We start from the raw sequence: 14,810 nt of genomic DNA, 5'->3' as shown, positions 1-14,810 counted from the left end.
TTATTATGATTTTGGAATTGTTGAAAGCCATTTTTTTAGGAATTGTTGAAGGGGTGACTGAGTGGTTGCCTGTTTCTTCAACAGGGCACTTGATTTTGGTTCAAGAGTTTATGAAGCTCAACCAAAGTGCTAGTTTTGTAGAAATGTTCAATATCGTCATCCAGTTGGGAGCCATCCTTGCAGTTATGACCATCTATTTCAAAAAATTAAACCCTTTCCAGCCGGGTAAGACCAAGCGTGAGATTCAGTTGACCTGGCAATTGTGGGCAAAGGTTGTCATAGCCTGCCTGCCTTCTATTCTAATAGCTGTTCCATTGGATAGTTGGTTTGAAGCGCATTTTAACTTCATGGTGCCTATTGCAATTGCTTTAATCGTCTATGGTTTAGCCTTTATCTGGATTGAAAATCGAAATAAAGATGTACAACCGCAGGTGACAGACCTATCTAAAATGTCTTATAAAACTGCTCTTCTGATCGGTTGTTTCCAGGTTTTAAGTATTGTTCCAGGAACCAGTCGTTCTGGGGCTACTATCCTTGGAGCAATAATTCTTGGGACAAGTCGCTCAGTCGCAGCTGACTTTACCTTCTTCCTCGGCATTCCGACTATGTTTGGTTACAGTGGTTTGAAAGCCGTAAAATACTTCTTGGATGGCAACAGCTTGACACTTGATCAAATAATAATTCTACTTGTTGCAAGTTTGACAGCCTATTTGGTATCATTGGTCGTTATTCGCTTCTTGACGGATTTTGTGAAGAAAAATGACTTCACAGTATTTGGATATTATCGCATTGTTTTGGGAGCGATTTTGCTAGTCTATTCCTTTATTACATTTTTGTTTTAAGAGCAGGGCAACCTGCTTTTCTTTTGTCTTTCAAGCAGTCATTTAGTATAATGGAAAGAGATATGTATGAGAATTGAAAATGAATGCTATATTTTTCGGCACCTATTCATTAGTATGAGGTAAGTATGAAAGTAAAACAAATTAGTGATTCGACCTTGAAAATCACTATAAAAATGGATGATTTAGAAGAAAGAGGGATGGAGCTGGCTGACTTCCTCATTCCTCAAGAAAAGACAGAAGAATTTTTCTATACCGTCTTGGACGAATTAGAATTGCCTTTAACCTTCCGAGAAAGTGGGATGTTGAGTTTTCGTGTCACTCCTAAACCAGATCGGGTGGATATTTTTGTAACCAAGTCTGACTTAGATCAGAATTTGAATTTTGATGAGTTTTCAGACTTGTCGGATTTTGGTGATATTTCCAGCATGAGCCCGGATGAATTTTTCAAGAATCTGGAGCAGACTGCTCGAGAGCGAAGCAGTAAGGATATGGATGCTGTTCGTCATTTGGAAGAAGTTGAAAAGGCTGAGGAAGCTGAGGAGAGTGAGTCAGAAGGCTACATCTATTACATCCTTGATTTTCCTAACATGGATGAACTGATGGCTTTTGTAGGAACGGTAGATTACCCTATCGAAGAATCGGAGCTTTATAAGATGGACGGTCATTACTATATGACTGTCTTGATCAATATCGAGGAACGTTCTAAGCGTTACCCTGACTATCTTCTGGCGCGTATGTTGGAATTTGCCAATGATACTAAGTTAACTAGACCTGTCTTGCAGGAACATGGGGTGACCCTCTTGCCAGTTGCAGCCCTAGAGGAACTTAGGAAGGTTTCCTTGCTATGATGCCTTTTGCTTTAAAATATATAATGGTCATCATTTCGACCATGGTTGTAGCTGCTTTTGCGACCCCTTTGGTCAGGTTCCTATCTCTCCGAGTAGGTGCAGTGGATAATCCAAACGCGCGTAGAATCAACAAGGTGCCCATGCCATCGGCTGGAGGCTTGGCTATCTTCATAGCTTTTGCCTTAGCTGCCTTGGTCTTTTTGCCGAGAATTGTCACCCACATCAATTATCACGGAACCTACCTGCACTATGTTTTGCCCTTGATTGTATCCTCGCTTATTATCATCATTACAGGCTATATTGATGATGTGAAGGAGTTGGGTCCAGCTCCAAAGATGTTTGGAATTGTTCTTGCAGCAACCCTGATCTGGTTTTTTACGGAATTCCATTTTGATAGCTTCAAGATCCCATTCGGTGGGCCCTTGCTCATTTTTCCAAGCTGGCTATCCTTCTTTTTAACTGTCTTGTGGATTGTGGCTATTACTAATGCGGTCAACTTGATCGATGGTCTGGATGGTTTGGTGTCAGGGGTGTCTATCATTTCATTGACGACCATGGGAATTGTTTCCTACTTTTTCTTACATGATAGCAATATCTTTTTGACCCTGACTATTTTTATTCTGGTGGCCGCTATTATAGGCTTTTTGCCTTATAATTATAATCCAGCTATTATTTATCTAGGTGATACCGGAGCTCTCTTTATAGGTTTCATGATTGGAGTGCTATCTCTGCAAGGATTGAAAAATTCTACAGCAGTTGCGGTGGTTACTCCCATGATTATCTTGGGGGTTCCAATTACAGATACGGTTGTAGCCATCATCCGTCGAAAATTGTCTGGAAAAAAAATTTCAGAGGCGGATAAGATGCATTTACACCATCGTTTGCTATCTCTAGGCTTGACTCATCGTGGTACAGTTTTAGTTATCTATGCCATTTCCTTCCTATTTTCTTTGACTTCGCTCTTGCTTAATGTTTCCAGTCGTCTAGGTGGTGTTCTCTTGGTTCTAACCATGGGACTGGGTGTAGAGGTCTTATGTGAGTTGATAGGTATTTTTGGTGAAAATCGCATGCCCCTACTCAATCTCCTTCGATTCATTGGAAATAGCAGTTATCGTCAGGAACGCATAGCGGATTGTAAGGAAAAGCGCTGTCTTCGTAAGCAGCAAGCCAAGAAAAGAAAATAAGAATCTTTCTAAACAAGAAGAGAGCCCTTAGGCTCTTTTTTTGATATAATGAGAAAGATAATAAATAAAGGAGTATACGATGTCAGTATTAGAAATCAAAGACCTTCATGTTGAAATCGAAGGTAAAGAAATCCTCAAAGGTGTCAATTTGACCCTCAAAACAGGTGAAATTGCAGCCATCATGGGACCGAACGGAACAGGCAAGTCCACCCTTTCCGCAGCTATCATGGGTAATCCAAGTTACGAAGTGACCCAAGGGGAAGTTCTCTTTGACGGTGTCAACATCTTGGAATTAGAAGTCGATGAACGTGCCCGTATGGGACTCTTCTTGGCCATGCAATACCCGTCAGAAATTCCAGGGATTACTAATGCGGAATTTCTTCGTGCCGCAATGAACGCTGGTAAGGAAGACGAAGACAAGATTTCTGTCCGTGATTTCATCACCAAGTTGGATGAAAAGATGGAGCTCCTTAACATGAAAGAGGAAATGGCAGAGCGTTACCTCAACGAAGGCTTCTCAGGTGGTGAGAAAAAACGCAATGAAATTCTGCAATTACTCATGTTGGAACCAACTTTTGCCCTTCTTGATGAGATTGACTCAGGCTTGGACATCGATGCGCTAAAAGTCGTGTCAAAAGGAATCAATGCTATGCGTGGTGAAGGCTTCGGTGCCATGATTATTACCCACTACCAACGCTTGCTCAACTACATCACACCAGACGTTGTCCATGTCATGATGGAAGGCCGTGTCGTGCTTTCAGGCGGACCAGAATTGGCACAACGCTTGGAAAAAGAAGGGTATGTCCAAGTTGCAGCAGAGCTTGGCATCGACTACAAAGAAGATGACATTTAAGTCTTTGGAGGAAGCTATGACCAAAGAAAAGATTCAAGAATTTTCGGCCGTGCAGGCAGAACCAACTTGGTTGACAGACCTGCGCCTTAAGGCTTTTGACAAAATAGCAGAGCTGGACTTGCCGGTTATCGAGCGGGTCAAGTTTCACCGTTGGAACCTTGGTGACGGAAGCCTAGCCACAAATAATGAAATCGGGGCTGTGCCAGATTTTACAGCTATCGGTGACTATCCTATGTTGGTACAGGTTGGCAGCCAAACGATTCTAGAACAGTTGCCGGTTGACCTTGTAGAGAAAGGTGTAGTCTTTACAGATTTTGCCTCAGCCATGGATGTCATTCCTGATGTGCTTGAAAAATACCTCGGCGCTGCCGTAGCCTACGATGAGCACAAATTAGCAGCCTACAACACAGCCTATTTCAACGCAACAGCGGTACTTTACGTGCCAGACAATGTTGAAATCGACCAGCCAGTTGAGGCCCTTTTCTACCAAGACAGCACCAGTCCAGTTGCTTTTAATAAACGTGTCCTCATCATCGCTGGAAAAAATGCCAAGCTTAATTATCTAGAACGCTTTGAAAGTCTGGGCGACGGCGCAGCAACGACTTCAGCCAATATTGTCGTGGAAGTAATCGCCCTTGCTGGTAGCCAAATCAAGTTTGCAGCCATTGACCGACTTGGCAAGCACTTGGATACCTACCTCAACCGCCGTGGCTATCTCGGAAACGATGCCAGCATTGACTGGGCCATTGGTCTTCTCAACGAAGGAAATGTGATTGCCGATTTGGACAGCGAATTAAAAGGAAATGGCAGTCATGCCAACCTCAAGGTTGTTGGTCTTTCATCAGGCCGTCAGGTCCAAGGTGTGGATACGCGCGTGACTAACTATGGACATAATTCGGTCGGTCACATCCTGCAACATGGGGTTATCTTAGAAAGTGGAACCTTGACCTTCAATGGCATCGGACACATTGTCCGCGGTGCTAAAGGAGCGGATGCCCAGCAGGAAAGCCGTGTCCTCATGCTGTCTGACAAGGCTCGCTCCGATGCTAACCCAATTCTCCTTATCGATGAGAATGAGGTCACAGCTGGACACGCAGCCTCAATCGGTCAGGTGGATCCAGAAGATATGTACTACCTTATGAGTCGTGGTCTGGACCGAGCAACTGCTGAACGCTTGGTTGTTCGTGGTTTCCTTGGTGCAGTCATTACAGAAATTCCTGTTAAGGAAGTTCGTGACCAACTGATTGCCGTGATTGAAGAAAAACTAACAAAGAGATAAGATATGGATTTGGAACGCATTCGCAAGGATTTTTCAATCCTAGACCAAGTTGTTAACGATGAGCCGCTGGTCTATTTGGACAATGCGGCGACCACTCAAAAACCGCAGCAGGTACTAGATGTGCTGGCGGATTATTACCAGAAGGACAATGCCAATGTCCACCGTGGCGTTCACACCCTGTCGGAACGGGCAACGGCTCGCTACGAGGCAGCTCGTCAGAAGGTGGCTGATTTTATCCAGGCCAAGTCTAGCAAGGAAATCCTCTTCACCAGAGGGACGACCACCAGTCTTAACTGGGTGGCTCAGTTTGCCAGAGAAATTCTCCAGCCAGACCAGGAAGTGATAATCTCGGTCCAAGAGCACCACTCCAATATCATCCCTTGGCAGCAAGCCTGTCAGCAAACAGGCGCTAAGCTCCGCTATGTAACCCTAAAAGACGGCGAGCTGGATGTGGACAGCCTCAAGTCCATGCTCTCCGAAAAGACCAAGTTCGTCTCTCTAGCTCATGTGTCCAATGTCCTAGGCAGCGTGGCTCCTATTGGGGAAATAGCAGAGCTGGTGCATCAAGTCGGTGCCTACTTGGTGGTGGACGGAGCCCAATCAGTTCCCCACATGGCCGTCAACGTGCAAGAATTAGACGTGGATTTCTATGCCTTTTCAGGTCATAAAATGTTAGGACCGACAGGAATTGGCGTTCTCTACGGCAAGGAAGAATTGCTCAATCTCATGTCGCCAGTTGAATTCGGCGGTGAAATGATTGACTTTGTCTATGGGCAGTCAGCTACTTGGAAGGAATTGCCTTGGAAGTTTGAGGCAGGAACGCCCAATATTGCAGGTGCGATTGGACTGGGAGCGGCCATTGATTACCTGACTGAAATTGGCATGGACGCTATCCAGGCCCACGAGGCAGAACTGGTTGACTATGTCTTTCCAAAATTGCAGGCTATTCCAGGCTTGACCATTTATGGTAGTCAGGACCTGTCCAAGCGGACGGGAGTTATTGCCTTTAACTTGGATGACTTGCATCCACACGATGTGGCAACTGCTCTGGACTATGAAGGTGTTGCTGTGCGGGCTGGCCACCATTGTGCCCAACCGCTTCTCAGATATTTGCAGGTGCCTGCTACTGTACGAGCAAGTTTTTACATCTACAATACCAAGGCCGACTGTGATAAGTTGGTCGAGGCAATTATCAAGACAAAGGAGTTTTTCAATGGCCCTATCTAGATTAGACTCTCTTTATATGGCAGTTGTGTCTGAACACTCCAAGTCGCCTCGTCACCGCGGAAGTTTGGACGGAGTGGAAAAGTTAGAGCTCCACAACCCAACCTGTGGTGACGTGATTGAACTATCAGTCAAGATTGAAAAAGATGTGATTACCGATATTGCTTTTGACGGAGTTGGGTGTACCATTTCAACCGCATCGGCTTCTATGATGACTGAAGCAGTACTTGGCAAAGAAATCAGTCAGATTCAAGAACTAGCAGAAATTTTCTCACAAATGGTCCAAGGCCAAGAAGACCCACGCCAGAAGGAACTGGGGGACGCCTCCCTCCTCGCAGGGGTTGCCAAATTCCCCCAACGAATCAAATGTGCCACATTACCGTGGAACGCCATTAAGAAAGCAATCGAACGAAGTGAAGGTGCTTACTGAGCATCATCGAATAAACAAAAATGAAAATTATATAGAAAGGATTGTTCAGTTTCTGATTGGAATTGAACAGGCCCAGTAAGCATTGAAGTGAGCGAAACTGCCAATCTCATACTTTTTGGGCTTAGTATCTTATATTATGTCAGAAGAAAGAATTGAACCAACCCCGATTGACCTTGGGGAATATAAATTCGGTTTCCATGATGAAAATGTGGAACTGGTGGCTTCGACAGGTAAGGGATTGAGCGAAGAAGTGATTCGTGAAATGTCCCGTATCAAAGGTGAGCCAGAATGGATGTTGGAATTCCGTTTGAAATCCTACCAAACCTTCAAGAAAATGCCTATGCAGACTTGGGGAGCTGACCTGTCTGAACTGGATTTTGACGATATTGTTTACTATCAAAAACCGTCGGATAAGCCAGCACGCAGCTGGGATGATGTGCCAGACAAAATCAAGGAAACCTTTGAGCGCATCGGTATTCCAGAAGCTGAGCGTGCCTATCTAGCAGGTGCTTCTGCCCAGTACGAATCAGAAGTTGTTTACCACAACATGAAGGAAGAGTACGATAAGCACGGCATTATCTTTACAGATACCGACACGGCCCTCAAGGAACATCCAGAACTCTTCAAAAAATACTTTGGAAAACTTGTTCCGCCGTCAGACAATAAACTAGCTGCCCTCAACTCAGCGGTTTGGTCAGGTGGAACCTTCATCTATGTACCCAAAGGTGTAAAGCTGGATATTCCGTTGCAAACCTACTTCCGTATCAACAATGAAGGAACAGGGCAGTTTGAACGCACCCTCATCGTCGTGGATGAAGGAGCAAGTGTTCACTATGTAGAAGGCTGTACCGCTCCGACTTACTCAACGGCCAGCCTCCACGCTGCTATTGTGGAAATCATTGCCCACGAAGGTGCCTATATGCGTTACACGACCATTCAAAACTGGTCTGACAACGTTTATAACTTGGTAACCAAGCGTGCTCGTGCTGAGAAAAATGCCACAGTCGAGTGGATTGACGGAAACCTTGGTGCCAAGACGACCATGAAATACCCTGCAGTTTACTTGGAAGGCGAAGGAGCCCGTGGTACTATGTTGTCCATTGCCTTTGCCAACAAGGGTCAGGTCCAAGACACCGGTGCCAAGATGATTCACAATGCACCACGGACTTCATCTTCTATCGTATCCAAATCTATTGCCCGTGGCGGTGGAGAAGTTAACTACCGTGGTCAAGTGACTTTTGCTAAAAACTCAGCCAAGTCGATTAGCCACATCGAGTGTGACACCATTATCATGGATGATATTTCCAAGTCAGATACCATTCCATTTAATGAAATCCACAACTCACAAGTGGCATTGGAACACGAAGCCAAAGTATCAAAAATCTCAGAAGAACAACTCTACTACCTCATGAGCCGTGGCCTATCCGAATCCGAAGCCACAGAGATGATTGTCATGGGCTTTGTCGAACCATTCACCAAAGAACTCCCAATGGAATATGCAGTCGAACTCAACAGACTGATTGCCTATGAGATGGAGGGCTCGGTTGGTTAGATTTTTGGCAATTTAGCAAACATGAGTTTGCTAAAAGCCTAAAAATCTCCAACCGAGGTTGGAAATAAGGAGCGATGGAAATCGCTCTTCTCTATAAATAACATAGTCTGGGAGACTAGATTACCCTACTGACATCGCTCCCTGCAGGAACTCTACAAACCTATAACATAAAAATACTATGCCGAGTGCTTATCTGGCATAGTATTTTTTGTTATAATTTCTCGTTCACATATCGAACGAAGTTATTCCACCAGGAAACTGGCCAAGGAGCTTTTTCCATATCATTTGGGAGGACCATTTCCACACTGGCTTGCTCTCCAATATAACCTTTTCCAATCAAGTCTTGGTCTTTTAATTGTAGTTTTCCAACAACGCTACCAGCAGTCAAGGGGGCATCGATTTCATTTGTAGTAGGGATAAAGTTTGCAGACGCAGTCAATTCTGTCTGGTTGCGCTGAACGACGTATAAGTCTGCAGCAGCAACGACGGGACTGGTTTCCTTTTCTCCGTTAAAGACCTTAATTTTACTATTGTTGTAGGTTTTTCCTTTTTCGGCAATTGCAACCCGTGAAAAATTGGCATAGACATAGTTCATCAAATCATTGGTTGCAACAAAACGATTATCAGGCATAGCCAAACCGTCCGTGGCATTGAGGACTACTGTAATGATACGCATACCAGCTTGTTGGGTTGTGGCCAAGAAACCTGAACCAGCAGAGTTTGAAGTCCCTGTTTTTAAACCGTCCACTCCCCCACGAGCATGGGTTCCGTCACTCAGCATTTGGTTGGTGCTATAGTAGGTATAGCCACCAAAGTCATAGGCGTTGAGTGAGGTAATCTCTAGGACTTGCGGATAGTCAAGAATGAGCCGACGTGCAATAATAGCCATATCGAGTGCTGAAAAGTGATTGGCATCTTCAGTACTGGAACCAGGATAGATATTTCCTCCTAAATCAGCATTATCCAATCCAGAAACGTTAACGATTTTAGCATCTGTAATGCCCCATTCCTGAACTTTTGCCTTCATTCGGTCCACAAATGCAGCTTCGCTACCCGCTATTTTTTCAGCCAGAGCAATGATGGCGCTGTTGGATGAAGTGATGAGAGAGGCATTCAATAGATCACGGACAGAATAAGTGCGCTCATCCAAGTTGACGTTACTGAGTTCGATATTGGCAGTCAAGCTATAGGAGTAGTCTGAAATGTCCACCATGGTATCCAAGTTGATTTCTCCTTTTTCCAAGGCTTCGTAGACCATGTAGACACTTAAGAGCTTACTGATGGAGGCGACACTGGCTTTGGTTTCAGCATCTTGTTGAAAAAGGATTTTTCCTGAATCAACCTCAACCGCGATAGCGTGTTTAGCTGCTACCGAGAAATCGTCCGCTAGGACAGCGGGGCCTCCGATAAGAAAACTAAAGGTTGCCAATAATAGAAGTATTAACTTACGCATAAACATTCCTTTATCTGATATTTCTTCCATTATATCACATGGATTGTAAGAAAAATAAGGAAAAAACATGAAAAATGATAGAAAATAATGAAAATTTATGTTTTTACAAAATTTTCTGACAAAAAGACTTTATTTAAGAAAATTTTATGATATAATAAATTTCATAATGACATTAGATTATATGTCATAGAAAAAGAAAAACAGAGGTGTTTTATGAAAAAGACAACAAAACTCTTTGCCTTAGCAGGCATCACACTCTTATCTGCATCTGTTTTAGCAGCTTGTGGTGCTAAGTCGTCATCAAGTTCATCAGAACAAAACTTGTCATTCCCATCAGATGTTTCTCAAGATGGAACAGCTGTTTCTGGTGCTCAATTAAATTATGCTTGGGTATCTCCTACAACTTCTTCAGGTCTTTTGATTGACGAGCTGACTGAAAATACAACTGACTCAACATTTGGTGGAATGGTTGATATTTCAATGTTTGGTTACGATGGAGATCGTAAGTTGGACGATTCAGGTCTTGCTAAAGCTGAATTTGATGTGGAAGGCAAAAAAATCACTGTTAGCTTGACTGGTAAAGACTACAAGTGGTCAGATGGTGAGCCATTCACAATCAACGACTATATCTTCACAATCAAGTCATTGGCAAGCAAAGACTACACAGGTGTGCGTTTTGATGATAAATTCTTGAACATCGTGGGTATGGAAGAATTTGTGGCTGGAACAGCATCAGACATCTCTGGTATTAAGAAAGTTGACGACTACACAGTAGAATTGACAGTGAAAGAAATGTCACCTTCTATGATGTATGCTGGCGGTGATGTACCTGCCTATATCCAACCAGAACACATCTACAAAGATATTCCTGTGGCTGATTGGGAAAAGAGCGAGTACTCTCGTACTGCTAAACTTGTAGGTATGGGTCCATGGAAGATTAAAGAAATTGTTAACGGTGAGTCTATCACTTACGTTCCAAACGAACACTTCTTCAAGGGAACAACTCCAAAAACAAGTTCATTGAAAATCGATATCGTATCACCTGATACAATCGTTTCTGAGATGAAAGCTGGTAACTACGATATCGCAGAAATGCCTGTTGACCAATTGGATTCATATAAAGATGCTTCTAACTTGAACATCGTTGGATCTTTGAATTCAGCTTACGAATATATTTCATTCAACTTTGGTAAATATGACGAAGCTGCTGGCAAGAACGTTATGGATGAGAACGCTAAGATGAATGATGTGAATCTTCGTCAAGCGATTGCCTATGCAATTGACACCAAAACTGCTGGTGAGTCATTGTACAATGGACTTTACCACCCTGCAAAATCATTGATTATCTCATTCTTCGGCGATATTCATGATTCTGAATTGGAAGGATACACATATGATCCAGAAAAAGCTAAAAAACTCTTGGATGAAGCTGGCTACAAAGATGTAGATGGCGACGGTATCCGTGAAGGTAAAGACGGCAAAGAATTTAAGATTACCTTTGCAGCTCGCAAACGTACAGAAGCAAACGAAGCACTTGTACAACAATACATTGCTTGGTGGAAAGAAGTCGGCTTGAACGTTGAATTGTACACAGGCCGTACAGTTGAAGTTAACTCATTCTACGATGCACTTCAAGCAAACGACCCTGCAATTGATATGTATGCTGGTGGTTGGTCTACAGGTTACGATCCAAACCCAACAGGACTTTGGGGTCCAATCGCAGCCTTCAACATGTCACGTTTCGTATCTGAAGAAAATACAAAATTGTTGGATGCTATTAGCTCTACTGATTCATTCGATGAGAAAACAAACCTTGAAAACTACAAGGCTTGGCAAAAATATGCTTATGAGCAAGCATTTGCTATTCCAACATTTGAATCTGAAGAAATTACAGCACTTAACAAACGTGTGAAGAACTACGATTCTAACTACGGTTCAGCTTCAGGCAAAGGTATTGCGCTTGAAAATATCGAATTGACAGCTGACAAAGGTGTAGCAGCAGAATAATCCTATTTCATCCAAATAGTATCTGAAAAAGCCAACTTGCTTGGCTTTTTTCAGATGGCTATTGGAATTTTCAGATAATTATGGTATAGTAGAACCAGTACACAAAAAAAGAGTAATTTACTTTTTAATATATGAATTGGTTAGTCAAAGACTGGATGATGTTGATATTATAGAGTTCGAAATGATTGAGCTTGATTAGCCGATAGACAAAGGAGGACGAAGCGTGGCTACTGAAAAACCGCTTTTAGATATTAAAGATTTACACGTCGGATTCCGTATTGCTGATGATTATTTTGATGCTGTTGATGGCGTTGATATTTCATTGCAAAAGAATGAGATTCTTGCAATCGTTGGAGAATCAGGATGTGGTAAATCTACTTTGGCAACGACCATTATGGGCTTGCACAATCCATTAAACACAAAAATAACAGGAAGTATCCAGTACAATGATATGGAGTTAATTGGGATGGATGAAGCTAAGTACAATACTGTGCGCGGAAATGATATTGGGATGATTTTCCAAGATCCCTTGGCTTCCCTCAACCCCTTGATGACCATTGGAGCGCAGATTGATGAAGCCCTCTTCTATCACACGGACTTGGATGCGACTGCTCGTACGGAGCGTGTTTTGGAGTTGCTGGCTCAAGTTGGTATTCCAAATCCTAAGCGGACTTTTAAACAGTATCCACATGAATTGTCAGGTGGTATGCGTCAGCGTATCATTATTGCCATGGCCCTTTCTTGTAAGCCACCAATCATTATTGCCGATGAGCCTACAACAGCCTTGGATGTGACCATCCAGGCCCAAATCTTGGATCTTTTGAACGACATTCAAGCAGAAACAGGTTCTGGTATTATTTTGATTACCCACGACTTGGGTGTAGTGGCAGAAACGGCTGATCGTGTAGCCGTTATGTATGGTGGTCAGTTTGTTGAGGTGGCTCCTGTTGAGGAACTCTTTACCAATCCAAAACATCCATATACACGTTCGCTCTTGAAGTCAAATCCGCAATCAGGTGGCGAAGGTGGGGATCTTCACGTTATCGAAGGTATCGTACCACCGATTACCAAAATGTTGCGTCAAGGTTGCCGTTTTGCACCACGTATTCCTTGGATTGAAGCAAGTGCTCACGAGGAAAATCCAGGTATGCACGAAGTAGGACCAAATCACTTTGTGCGTTGTACTTGTCACGAAACATTCTATTTTGAAGAGGAGGCCTAAATAGTGGGATTTATTGAAGTAAAAGATTTAAAAGTCCATTATCCAATTCGAAGTGGCTTCTTTAACCGTGTCACAGACCATGTTTATGCCGTGGATGGTGTCAATCTCGAGTTTGAAGAGGGAAAAACCTATGGTTTGGTAGGCGAGTCAGGTTCTGGTAAGTCAACAATTGGTAAGGCAATTATTGGTTTGGAGCGGGCTACATCTGGTCAAATCATCTATGAGGGTCAGGATGTGACCAACAAATCACGCAGTAAAAAAGGTAACTTTAATCGTGATGTCCAAATGATTTTCCAAGATTCGCTTTCTAGTTTCAACCCTAAAAAACGTATTTTAGACATTATTGCTGAGCCTATTCGTAACTTTGACCGTCTATCTCCAGATGAGGAGAAGAAAAAGGTTCTTCAACTCTTGGATACCATCGGTCTGAACGAAGAAGCCTTGATCAAGTATCCACATGAATTTTCGGGTGGTCAGCGTCAACGTATCGGCGTTGCCCGTGCCCTAGCAAGTAATCCGCGTCTCATTATTGCCGATGAGCCTGTTTCTGCCTTGGACTTGTCTGTTCAAGCTCAGGTTTTGAACTATATGAAACGTATCCAAGATGAGTTTAAACTCAGCTACCTCTTTATTTCTCATGATCTTGGTGTTGTGCAACATATGTGTGACGAATTGTTTATCATGTACCGTGGTCGCTTCGTAGAAACGGGTAACAAGCAGGACATCTATAACAATCCACAGCATATCTATACCAAACGACTTTTGTCGGCTATTCCATCGATTGATCCAGTTAATCGTTTGAAGAACAAGGAAAAACGCTTGGTTGCTGAAAAAGAGTATCAAGAAAAACAAGGTCAATACTATGATGAAAAGGGTCGAGTTTACGATTTACAAACCTTCTCAGCAACTCATCAGGTAGCCCTTCCAAAAGGAGGTCAGAACTAAGATGTGGAAAACAGTTTTACGTCGCTTGCTCATGATGATTCCTCAAATTATCATTTTGAGTGTCATCGCTTTCTTCGTGGCTAAGATGATGCCGGGGGATCCCTTTACAGGTATGATTGATCCCAATATCGATCCAGCCATTATCGAACAAAAACGGATTGCAGCAGGGTACTATGACCCAATTCATATTCAATACTTCCGCTGGGTTGGTAATCTCTTGCAGGGTGATTTTGGTCAAAGTTTCCTCTTTAAGCAACCTGTTTTGGATGTTATCATGCAACGCTTGAACAACACTATTTGGTTGTCGCTCTTGACCATGATTTTGACCTATGCTATCGCTCTTCCTTTGGGGATGATTGCTGGTCGTTACCAAAACTCTCTAGCTGATAAGGTGATTGGGGTTTACAACTTCCTGACCTTCTCAACACCAACCTTCGTTTTTGCGATTCTTATGTTGTGGTTGTTTGGTTTTAGCTTGGGCTGGTTCCCAACTCGTGGTTCAATCGGGGGTGGCGTTGAAGGTTTTGCAGCAGTACTCAGCCGTCTTCATCACATGATTTTACCGGCGATTACCATGGCCATCTTATCTACAACTGTAACCATCCAGTACCTCCGTACAGGGATTATTGATGCTAAGAGCCAAGATTATGTCCGTACGGCGCGTGCTAAGGGTGTTCCTGAGCGCGTGGTTTACAACCGTCATATCTTCCGTAACTCAATTTTGCCAATTGCATCCTTCTTGGGATATGAATTGACAGGTTTGATCGGCGGTTCTATCTTTATCGAGAATATTTTTACCTATCCAGGTATAGGTCAGTTGTTCTTTAACTCGATTTCTAGTCGTGATTATAGTGTTATCTTGGCCCTCTTGTTGATATTTGGTATGGGAACTCTCTTGGGAACCTTGATTTCAGATATTATCATGAGTATTGTAGATCCACGTATCCGTGTGAAATAGAAGGAGGAGTAAG

General features: G+C 43.1%; 13 protein-coding genes. 12 read left to right on the top strand and 1 reads right to left on the bottom strand.

Annotated elements, in window-relative coordinates:
• Positions 1-2: 2 nt before the first annotated feature.
• From RFK25_RS00940 to sufB, 8 genes are all read left to right on the top strand, one after another.
• Positions 3-842: an undecaprenyl-diphosphate phosphatase gene (locus tag RFK25_RS00940; RefSeq protein WP_332410857.1), complete on the top strand. Its 840-nt coding sequence runs from the start codon at positions 3-5 to the stop codon at positions 840-842.
• A gap of 125 nt (positions 843-967) precedes the next feature.
• Positions 968-1,690, top strand: coding sequence for an adaptor protein MecA (gene mecA / locus RFK25_RS00935; protein WP_105107770.1), 723 nt, complete (start codon positions 968-970; stop codon positions 1,688-1,690).
• On the top strand, positions 1,687-2,874 hold the full coding sequence (locus RFK25_RS00930; RefSeq protein WP_332410754.1) for a glycosyltransferase family 4 protein: 1,188 nt from the start codon (positions 1,687-1,689) through the stop codon (positions 2,872-2,874). Before mecA ends, RFK25_RS00930 begins: the two co-directional genes overlap by 4 nt.
• Positions 2,875-2,953: 79 nt before the next feature.
• Positions 2,954-3,727, top strand: a complete 774-nt coding sequence (gene sufC / locus RFK25_RS00925; protein WP_024376584.1) for a Fe-S cluster assembly ATPase SufC — start codon at positions 2,954-2,956, stop codon at positions 3,725-3,727.
• A gap of 16 nt (positions 3,728-3,743) precedes the next feature.
• Positions 3,744-5,006 carry a Fe-S cluster assembly protein SufD gene (sufD, locus tag RFK25_RS00920; protein ID WP_332410752.1) on the top strand — a complete coding sequence of 421 codons (1,263 nt, stop codon included), beginning with the start codon at positions 3,744-3,746 and terminating at the stop codon, positions 5,004-5,006.
• Positions 5,007-5,009: 3 nt separating this feature from the next.
• Positions 5,010-6,233: a cysteine desulfurase gene (locus tag RFK25_RS00915; protein ID WP_332410751.1), complete on the top strand. Its 1,224-nt coding sequence runs from the start codon at positions 5,010-5,012 to the stop codon at positions 6,231-6,233.
• Positions 6,220-6,660, top strand: coding sequence for a Fe-S cluster assembly sulfur transfer protein SufU (sufU, locus tag RFK25_RS00910; protein WP_332410749.1), 441 nt, complete (start codon positions 6,220-6,222; stop codon positions 6,658-6,660). The genes RFK25_RS00915 and sufU overlap by 14 nt, the downstream gene beginning before the upstream one ends.
• A 136-nt stretch (positions 6,661-6,796) precedes the next feature.
• Positions 6,797-8,212, top strand: a complete 1,416-nt coding sequence (gene sufB, locus RFK25_RS00905) for a Fe-S cluster assembly protein SufB (protein ID WP_332410748.1) — start codon at positions 6,797-6,799, stop codon at positions 8,210-8,212.
• Between the two features lie 211 nt (positions 8,213-8,423).
• Here the strand turns inward: sufB and pbp3 are convergent, their stop codons facing one another.
• Complete coding sequence (pbp3, locus tag RFK25_RS00900) at positions 8,424-9,665, bottom strand: D-alanyl-D-alanine carboxypeptidase PBP3 (RefSeq protein WP_332410746.1); 1,242 nt, start codon at positions 9,663-9,665, stop codon at positions 8,424-8,426.
• Positions 9,666-9,878: 213 nt separating this feature from the next.
• Between pbp3 and RFK25_RS00895 the strand changes: the two genes are divergently transcribed.
• The 4 genes from RFK25_RS00895 (at position 9,879) to opp4B (ending at position 14,797) form a co-directional block, all read left to right on the top strand.
• Complete coding sequence (locus RFK25_RS00895) at positions 9,879-11,672, top strand: oligopeptide ABC transporter substrate-binding protein (protein WP_332410744.1); 1,794 nt, start codon at positions 9,879-9,881, stop codon at positions 11,670-11,672.
• A 223-nt stretch (positions 11,673-11,895) separates the two neighbouring features.
• Complete coding sequence (locus tag RFK25_RS00890) at positions 11,896-12,894, top strand: ABC transporter ATP-binding protein (RefSeq protein WP_105118299.1); 999 nt, start codon at positions 11,896-11,898, stop codon at positions 12,892-12,894.
• A gap of 3 nt (positions 12,895-12,897) precedes the next feature.
• On the top strand, positions 12,898-13,839 hold the full coding sequence (locus RFK25_RS00885) for an ATP-binding cassette domain-containing protein (RefSeq protein ID WP_105118298.1): 942 nt from the start codon (positions 12,898-12,900) through the stop codon (positions 13,837-13,839).
• Position 13,840: 1 nt separating this feature from the next.
• Complete coding sequence (opp4B, locus tag RFK25_RS00880) at positions 13,841-14,797, top strand: oligopeptide ABC transporter permease (RefSeq protein ID WP_332410741.1); 957 nt, start codon at positions 13,841-13,843, stop codon at positions 14,795-14,797.
• Positions 14,798-14,810 lie beyond the last annotated feature (13 nt).

The sequence above is a fragment of the Streptococcus sp. SS-4456 genome (genome assembly GCF_036680365.1).
GTDB lineage: Bacteria > Bacillota > Bacilli > Lactobacillales > Streptococcaceae > Streptococcus.
Note: the sequence above shows the minus strand (reverse complement) of the source record. Positions and strands in the feature narration are given on the sequence as shown.

Coding starts and splice junctions, on each gene's coding strand:
- sufB (WP_332410748.1), top strand. CDS start 6,797: ATGTCAGAAGAAAGAATTGAACCAACCCCGATTGACCTTGGGGAATAT.
- mecA (WP_105107770.1), top strand. CDS start 968: ATGAAAGTAAAACAAATTAGTGATTCGACCTTGAAAATCACTATAAAA.
- opp4B (WP_332410741.1), top strand. CDS start 13,841: ATGTGGAAAACAGTTTTACGTCGCTTGCTCATGATGATTCCTCAAATT.
- RFK25_RS00915 (WP_332410751.1), top strand. CDS start 5,010: ATGGATTTGGAACGCATTCGCAAGGATTTTTCAATCCTAGACCAAGTT.
- sufC (WP_024376584.1), top strand. CDS start 2,954: ATGTCAGTATTAGAAATCAAAGACCTTCATGTTGAAATCGAAGGTAAA.
- pbp3 (WP_332410746.1), bottom strand. CDS start 9,665: ATGCGTAAGTTAATACTTCTATTATTGGCAACCTTTAGTTTTCTTATC.
- sufD (WP_332410752.1), top strand. CDS start 3,744: ATGACCAAAGAAAAGATTCAAGAATTTTCGGCCGTGCAGGCAGAACCA.
- RFK25_RS00895 (WP_332410744.1), top strand. CDS start 9,879: ATGAAAAAGACAACAAAACTCTTTGCCTTAGCAGGCATCACACTCTTA.
- RFK25_RS00930 (WP_332410754.1), top strand. CDS start 1,687: ATGATGCCTTTTGCTTTAAAATATATAATGGTCATCATTTCGACCATG.
- sufU (WP_332410749.1), top strand. CDS start 6,220: ATGGCCCTATCTAGATTAGACTCTCTTTATATGGCAGTTGTGTCTGAA.